Source organism: Halochromatium sp. (assembly GCF_054919635.1).
In genome coordinates, this window is record NZ_JBUDPI010000178.1 from 1 (window position 1) to 7,427 (window position 7,427).

Here is a 7,427-nt window from a genome sequence, read left to right on the forward strand (position 1 = left end):
GGCAGTCGCCTCAGCGATCGCGAATGAAATCGTAGATGTTCAGGTAATCCTGGCCCGGATGGTTCCACGAATAGTCTGCGCGCATCGCGTTCCTCATCAGCTCGCGGAAGTGCTCGGGATACTGGTAATAGCAGTCAATCGCACGGATCAGTGCGGATTCGAGACCGGGCGCGTCGTAATTGTCAAAGCGGTAGCCGTTGCGCTGGTGCAGTGGGCGATCGGAGTGGTCCTTGTCGAACACCGTATCGGCGAGGCCGCCAACGGTGCGTACGACCGGAATGGTGCCGTAGCGCAGCGCGATCAGCTGGGTCAGGCCGCAGGGCTCGAACTGGCTCGGCACCAGCATGATGTCGGCGCCGGCATAGATCAGGTGCGACAGGTCCTCATCGAAGCCGATCTCGAGATGGCAGTCGGGGCTGTCATTGAGCATGTGCTTCAGGCCCCAGAAGTCATTATTGATGCCCTGGTCGGGGCTGGAGCCGAGCAGCACGAACTGGGCGCCGCGCTCGAGGGTTGCGAAGATGGCGTGGCGAACCAGCTCGAGGCCCTTCTGGGGATCGAGTCGGCCAATGAAGGCGACGATGGGCTTCTCGTTGTCGGCGAGCATCAGCCGTTGGCGCAGCGCGCGCTTGTTCTGGTATTTGTCGTCGATGTTGCCGAGCCCGTAGCGCACCGGGATATAGCGATCGATCTCGGGATTCCAGACGTCGTAATCGATGCCGTTGACCACGCCACCATACTTCATGTGGTGTGTGTGCAGGGTCGACTCGAGCCCAAAGCCCTGGCCTTGGTCCTTGGTCTCGAAGGCGTAGCGCGGCGAGACGGTGGTGACGAAATTGGAGTAGACCACCCCGCCCTTGAGCATGTTCAGGGCATTCTTGTGTTGATTGTCGCCCATCCGATGCCAGTCGCAGAAGCGCTCGGGCTGGTGTAGACCAGTGGCACGCAGCAGCTCGGTGCCGGTGACGCCTTGATGCTTGAAGTTGTGGATGGTGAGACAGACGCGCGGATGGGTCATGCCAAGTCGCTGATAGAACTCGTAGAGGAACACTGGCACCAACGCGGTCTGCCAATCATGGCAGTGGATGATGTCGGGGTGCTTGCCGGATTGCCAGAGGAACTCGATCGCTGCGCGCGAGAAAAAGGCGTAACGGAAGACGTCATCCGGGAAGCCGTACACGCTACCGCGATTGAAGAAGTTGTCTTGCGAGTGCGGCTCGATGAAGAAGCACTTGCGATCGTGGACGAAGCCGAAATAGACCGTGCAATGGATCGCACCCTCGTACCAGGGCACCCAGAGATCGTTATAGACCGGCTGCAGCTCGAAGATCTGGTCGTAGCGCAGGTTGTCGTACTTCGGCAGGATGATTTCGACATGATTGCCGCGGATGGCGAGCTCCCGGCTCAGGCCAAAGACCACGTCCGCCAGGCCACCGATCTTCGCGACTGGGGCCATCTCAGGCGTGATGTGGACGATGAATAGACTGGGGCGGGGTGCATGGAAGACCGCTGGCTCCGGCGGGCTTTCCGCTAAGGTCTCTGGCTCTGGCTCTGGCTCTGGCTCCGCGATAGGGGTCTTTGCGACAGGCTCCGAACCCGTCTTTGCAACGCGCACCGCGGTTGATTTGGCAGCGGACTCCCCACCAGGCGCCTTAAGCTCATCAGCTGTGCTCGACGACATTGGCCTGGTCGGCTGCTCGTCGTGCTTTGCCGATGCCTTCCCCGAGGCTGCCGATCTCGACGGAGGTGTCTTCGCCTCCGATGCGGCTTTGGACACCTTTCTTGGCTCTTCAGCAGGCTTGACCTTGGCTCCCACCTTGGCTGCAGGTCTCGGCGTTGAAGCCGGTGCTTCAGTGGCTGATTCGTCGGCAGTGATGGTCGTTGTTGGAGCTTGGCGGTTACTGGCTGCGGCTTGTCTGTTGCTGGCGTCAGCTTGCTTGCTACTGGCGTCAGCTTGTTTGCTGCTGGCGGCAGCCGGTTTGCTGCCGGCGGCAGCTGGTTTGCTGCTGGCGGCGCCGGATGTCTTCAGCTTGTCCGCCCCTGCGGCTGCCTTTCCTGTCGGTTCCAATGCGGGGTCTGCCGTGGTCTTAGCGCTGGTTGCCGAGGTCGAGTCCGATGCCGGCGCAGCTGCTGCCTTGGTGCTAGGCTCGGTGGCGGCGGGCTTCGTTGTTGGCTTGGTCCCGTCCGCATTCTTGGCCGTCGCCGGCTTGTCAGCATCGGACGCAGAACTCGCTGCACTTGGTGCTGCGTCCGTTGGCTTGGTGGGCACGTCTGGCTCCTTGGCGGTTGCCCGCTTTACGCCCGCGTTGGGCTCGGCAGGGGTCTCAGCCTTGCGGCTAGCGGATGCCTTGGTCTTCTTCGTGGTCGTTGGCTTTTTTGCCATCGCTGCTCACCTGCGCGATCTGAATGCTTCGAATGCTGTGTGTTCTGACGACTGTCAGCGCTTGGCTGGCGCTTGCTTGGCGCATGCCTAGCGCTTGCCGAGGGTCAGTCGGCTGCTCAAGTGATCGTTGTTCCGGGCGCAGGGACATGATCTGCAACCGATGCTGGCGCCGGCTTGAGCACGACGCCGGCCAGTGGTGGAAGGGCCAGCAGCACAGACTGCGGATGGTTCATCCAGGGGACTGGCTCGGTGCGGATCGCCGCCCCGCCATTGCTTACGCCGCTGCCGCCGAAGGCAGTATCGTCGGAGTTGAAGATCTCCTCGTAGGCGCCGGCAACCGGGACGCCGATGCGATAGTCATGGCGCGGAACAGGGGTGAAATTCAGGGCGACGACCAGGTGCTCCGCAGCCGTTAGCTTGTCGCTGCGCTTGTCAGCAGGGCCCTTGCGCTGATAGATCAGCACTGAGTTATGCGCATCATGACAATCGATCCACTCGAAGCCTGCGCCATCAAAATCCAGTTGGTGCAAGGGCGGCTGTTCCCGATAGAGGCGATTGACGCGTCGAATCAGCTCTTGAATCCCCTGGTGCAACGGATACTCAAGCACATACCAATCCAGGATGCGCTGGCTATCCCATTCTTCTCCTTGGGCGAACTCGCTGCCCATGAACAGCAGCTTCTTGCCCGGATGGGTGTACATATAGGTGTACAGAAGCCGGAGGTTGGCAAAGCGCTGCCATTCGTCGCCGGGCATCCGGTAGAGCAGTGAGCGCTTCCCATGCGTGACCTCGTCATGTGAGAGCGGCAAGAGGAAGTTCTCGGTGAACGCATAGAGCATGCTAAAGGTCAGCGCGTCCTGGTGGTACTGGCGGTGGATCGGGTCCTCCTTGAAGTACACCAGGGTGTCGTTCATCCAGCCCATGTTCCATTTCAGGTCGAAGCCGAGACCGCCGACATAGGTGGGCCGTGTGACCTGCGGCCACGAGGTCGACTCCTCGGCCATCACCAGCGCGCCAGGTACCTGGTCGTGGACGATCTCGTTGAGCTCGCGCAAGAAGGTGATGGCCTTGAGATTCTCGCGGCCGCCGTACTGGTTCGGCAGCCAGTCAGTACGCGAATAATCGAGGTAGAGCATCGAGGCGACGGCGTCGACACGCAGGCCGTCGACATGAAATTCCTCGAGCCAGAACAGGGCGCTCGAGATCAGGAAGTTCTTCACCTCGTTGCGGCCGAAATTGAAGATCAGGGTCTCCCAGTCCAGGTGCTCACCGAGTCGCGGATCTTCGTGCTCGTAGAGGGCGGTACCATCGAAGCGACCGAGACCGTGGGCATCCTTCGGGAAGTGCGCCGGCACCCAATCGAGGATGACGCCGATGCCGTTGGCGTGGCAGTGGTCGACCAAATAGCGGAAATCGTCCGGACTCCCGAAGCGGCTGGTCGGGGCGTAATAGCCAGTGGTCTGATAGCCCCAGGAGAGGTCGAATGGGTGCTCGGTAATGGGCATCAGCTCGATATGCGTGAAGCCGTGATCCGTGACGTAGTCGACCAAGCGCTCTCCAAGCTCGCGGTAGTTCAGCATCTCGCCTTCGGGACCGCGCTGCCAAGAGCCCAGATGCACCTCGTACATCGACATCGGGCTACGCTGCCAGTCATGGGCGGCTCGGGCCAGACGCCAGGACTCATCACGCCAGCGATACTGTGTTGGTGGCTCGATGATGCTGGCTGTGCTCGGTCGGACCTCAAAACGTCGACCATAAGGATCAGACTTGAGCAGGACGGCGCCGTCGCGCGAACGGATCTCGAACTTGTAGAGCAGTCCGGGCGCGAGATCGGGGATGAACAGCTCCCAAACGCCGTTGCCGTGCACGCGCATGGGATGGCAGCGGCCATCCCAGCCGTTGAAATCGCCGACTACGCTGACTCGCGCCGCATTCGGCGCCCAGACGGCGAACAGCACCCCGGCGATGCCCTTGGTTTCATGCACCCGGGCGCCGAGCAGGCGATAGGCATGCCAATGACGCCCCTCGCCGAACAGATGCATGTCGAAGTCCGGCAGCTGCGGTGGAAAGCTGTACGGGTCGTGTGCGATGTGCTCGCGGTGATCCTGATCGCGCCAGATCAGCCGGTATTGACTGGGCAGGGCATCGTCCGATCCGCGCCATTCGAAGATATCCGTGCCAATGATGCGTTCTAGCTCCTGCTGCAATTCCGCGATGCTCACCGTCTCGGCCTGCGGCAGGATGACGCGCACACAGGTGACGTCGCCCTCGCGATGGCGGCCAAGCACGGCAAAGGGATCGGCGTGGGTGGCCTCGGTGAGTTGGCGTAGCGGAGCGGGGAGTTGATCGTGGCTCATCCAGGATGCCTCTTCAGAGATGGAGCGGGGCGCTCGCGCCGAGACGCGGGCTTGTTGGCACGGTGATTGGCGTCAAGCGACCGCGGGGCTTGGGCGTCGATGGCTCGCGCGCCGTCAGATGCCTCGGGTGGTGATCGGATTGGGCGCGTAGCGCAAGGGCCCCGGCGGCTTCAGCCGATGTCCTTGGCGGGGTCGAGGCCCTGCTTGCGGACATACATCAAGAGCTCTTTGGCTCGGCCCATGGTCTGGGCAAGAGCGCGCAGATCATGCTGGTTGCTATCTTCTTGCGGAAATTCCATCCACTCGCTGCCATCGAGGGTCTGGAAGCCCATGCTCCAGTCCGGATATTGATGTTGTGACACCAGCTCCTCGAACAGTAGCGCGATATCCTTGTGGCGCTTGTCTTCGCAGATCTGTTTGAACAGCCCGCGTACTGCGCTCACCTCGCCTTCGAGCACCTGGAGAAAATGTCCACCCTGAAAAAGTAGCAGGCCGGTGATGCCTTTGTCGGCATTGCTCTTGCGGGCGTAGGTCAGGAGATCGAGAAGCTCGTCGCGCGTGAAGTCGTGCGTCGCGGTGCTGGCGTAACAAAGTTGAAAGGGCATGGCCCGCGGCTCCAGTAGCAGATTGTCATCGATGGTCCCGATTCTACGCGTTCGCGCTCGTCGATGGTGCGATCGTGACGCCGGGCGCTGGTGAGATCAATATCGTTGCTGACCGGCCACTGATGCGATCGATCGCGAGCCTGGCATAATGCGCGGCCTTGGATCGGATGCCCTAGGCTCTGGGCTCCGGTAAGTAGAATCCTTTCTGTTGCGGACATCCTGCTATGCGCATCAAGGTCTGGGACCTACCGACCCGTGTCTTTCATTGGACACTCTTTCTGGCCGTGACAGCGGCCATTTTGACGGGCTTACAAGGTGGTAACTGGATGGTCTGGCATGAACGAGCCGGACTGCTGATCTTGGGGCTCTTGGTGTTTCGGCTGCTGTGGGGCGTCTTGGGCTCGACCTATGCGCGCTTCGCCCAATTCTTCCCGACACCGAAGAAGCTATTGGCCTATCTTCGCGGCCATTGGCATGAGCAAGGACATAACCCACTCGGCGCCCTGTCCGTGTTTGCGCTGCTCCTCGTGCTCTCATTTCAGGCGGTTAGCGGCCTATTCAGCAACGACGATATCGCCTTCAACGGGCCACTTTATGACCTCGTGAGCAAGGCGACTAGCGATTGGCTGACGAGCCTGCATCGCCAGGGGCTTTGGGTGATCCTGGCGCTGGTCACCTTACATATCTTGGCGGCGCTCTTTTATACCCTGGTGCGGGGCAATAATCTGATTTGGCCGATGGTCACTGGCTGGAAGCCGGCTCCGCCGGATGGCTCGCGTGCCGCCTCAGCGCGGGGTGGGCCCCTGTGGGCACTGCTGCTTGCGCTCTTAATCAGCGCTCTAGCCGTTTGGATCGCAACCGGAGGTTTGTTGCCTCCACCACCACCTCCGCCACCGGCGGGCAGCTTGCCAAGCTGGTGATCAGTTGGTGACCCGTCATTGAACGGGCCTTTCGGGACTGGCCGTTGAGCGTTTGCGGTGATGGCGTCTCAGGAGGCGTGGCCAGGGTTGACCCTGCATCCTTAGTGAGGGCCAACTTGTACCAAAAGCATCCCAATTGATGGCACGGCATAGTGGAGGGTCGGGTGGCGGCGAGCGGGGGTGTCGACGGCATGGATGCCGTCGTCAAGCCTCCAAGGACGGATTCACGGCGTCCCCCGATCGCCGTTGCCCGACCCGGAGCGGGCTCGCAACGCCGAAAACTGATCTGCGATGGGTATAACACCAAGCTGGCCAGGTCTGCCGGGGCATCCCTGGCCAGGGTCAGGCCCTGCGATGGCTAGTCCTTACGGAACTTCTTATGGCAGGCCTTGCAGCTCTCGCCAAGCTCCCCGAAGGCGGTCTTGACCTCGGCCTTGTCACCAAGGGCGGCGGTCTCAGCCATGTTGTTAGCAGCCTCGATGAAGGCCATGGCGACCTCGCCAACCTCTTGTTGGTTGGTAAACAGCTCAGGCTTGACGCGGGTCTTGACATCGCCGATGTCCTCATCGGTGCCTGGGCCATAGAGCGCGCCCATGCCCGAGTTGGCAATGCCGGCGATGGCATTAGCAGCGGCCTCGACCTGGGCCTGATTGTAGTCGCCCTCGAGGTGTGCCGTGATCTTGCCCATGTTCCAGGACATGAACTTGTAGCCGGCCTGACGTGTCTGGATCTGCTCCTCTGGCTTGAGATCAGAGGCAGTGGCAGCATTGCCCACAAGGGCAATCGCGACGGCTCCGAGTGCTGCAGCGCGTAAGCGAGTGATCATCTTGGCTTCTCCTAGGTCAAAGGTTTGGCTAGTCGGTGAGTTGGTTGGTGCGTTGGCCGGCGGATCATAACGGTTGTCTGCCTTGCGCGCACAGCAGGACGGTGGTTTCCGCTGTGGAGGCAAGAATCAGGGCAAATGGATGTGTTTCAATCGCAACCACTTGCTGCATGCTCTTTCGCAACCGTTCGCAACAGTTCGCGACGTAGTGAGTGGATCGAGAAGCCTTGGCCTGTGCACTATGCAGAACGCAACCTCTCCGTCTTGGGCTCGTCTTGTGCCGGCGTTCGGTTTTTTTAGTAAAGGTGCTAGGAGCCTGTCCGACTTAGGTTACAGACT

Annotated in this window: 6 protein-coding genes; 2 read left to right on the forward strand and 4 right to left on the reverse strand. The window is 61.0% G+C overall.

Features of this window, described 5'->3' with window-relative positions; all coding sequences use genetic code 11:
• Nucleotides 1-10: 10 nt before the first annotated feature.
• On the reverse strand, nt 11-1,681 hold the full coding sequence (locus tag ACY693_RS11555; protein WP_462321973.1) for a glycogen synthase: 1,671 nt from the start codon (nt 1,679-1,681) through the stop codon (nt 11-13).
• Between ACY693_RS11555 and ACY693_RS11560 the strand changes: the two genes are divergently transcribed.
• Nucleotides 1,668-2,474 carry a hypothetical protein gene (locus tag ACY693_RS11560; RefSeq protein ID WP_462321974.1) on the forward strand — a complete coding sequence of 269 codons (807 nt, stop codon included), beginning with the start codon at nt 1,668-1,670 and terminating at the stop codon, nt 2,472-2,474. The genes ACY693_RS11555 and ACY693_RS11560 overlap by 14 nt on opposite strands.
• A gap of 25 nt (nt 2,475-2,499) precedes the next feature.
• On the opposite strand, the gene glgB is transcribed toward ACY693_RS11560, so the two are convergent.
• Nucleotides 2,500-4,740 (reverse strand): 1,4-alpha-glucan branching protein GlgB, encoded by a 2,241-nt coding sequence (gene glgB, locus ACY693_RS11565; RefSeq protein WP_462321975.1) that lies wholly within the window; start codon nt 4,738-4,740, stop codon nt 2,500-2,502.
• Between the two features lie 170 nt (nt 4,741-4,910).
• Nucleotides 4,911-5,345 (reverse strand): BLUF domain-containing protein, encoded by a 435-nt coding sequence (locus ACY693_RS11570; protein ID WP_462321976.1) that lies wholly within the window; start codon nt 5,343-5,345, stop codon nt 4,911-4,913.
• Between the two features lie 224 nt (nt 5,346-5,569).
• Here ACY693_RS11570 and ACY693_RS11575 point away from each other — a divergent pair, with 224 nt between their 5' ends.
• The gene (locus tag ACY693_RS11575; protein WP_462321977.1) at nt 5,570-6,265 is read left to right on the forward strand and encodes a cytochrome b/b6 domain-containing protein; all 696 of its coding nucleotides are present in this window, start codon (nt 5,570-5,572) and stop codon (nt 6,263-6,265) included.
• Nucleotides 6,266-6,623: 358 nt separating this feature from the next.
• Here the strand turns inward: ACY693_RS11575 and ACY693_RS11580 are convergent, their stop codons facing one another.
• Nucleotides 6,624-7,091, reverse strand: coding sequence for a c-type cytochrome (locus tag ACY693_RS11580; protein ID WP_462321978.1), 468 nt, complete (start codon nt 7,089-7,091; stop codon nt 6,624-6,626).
• Nucleotides 7,092-7,427 lie beyond the last annotated feature (336 nt).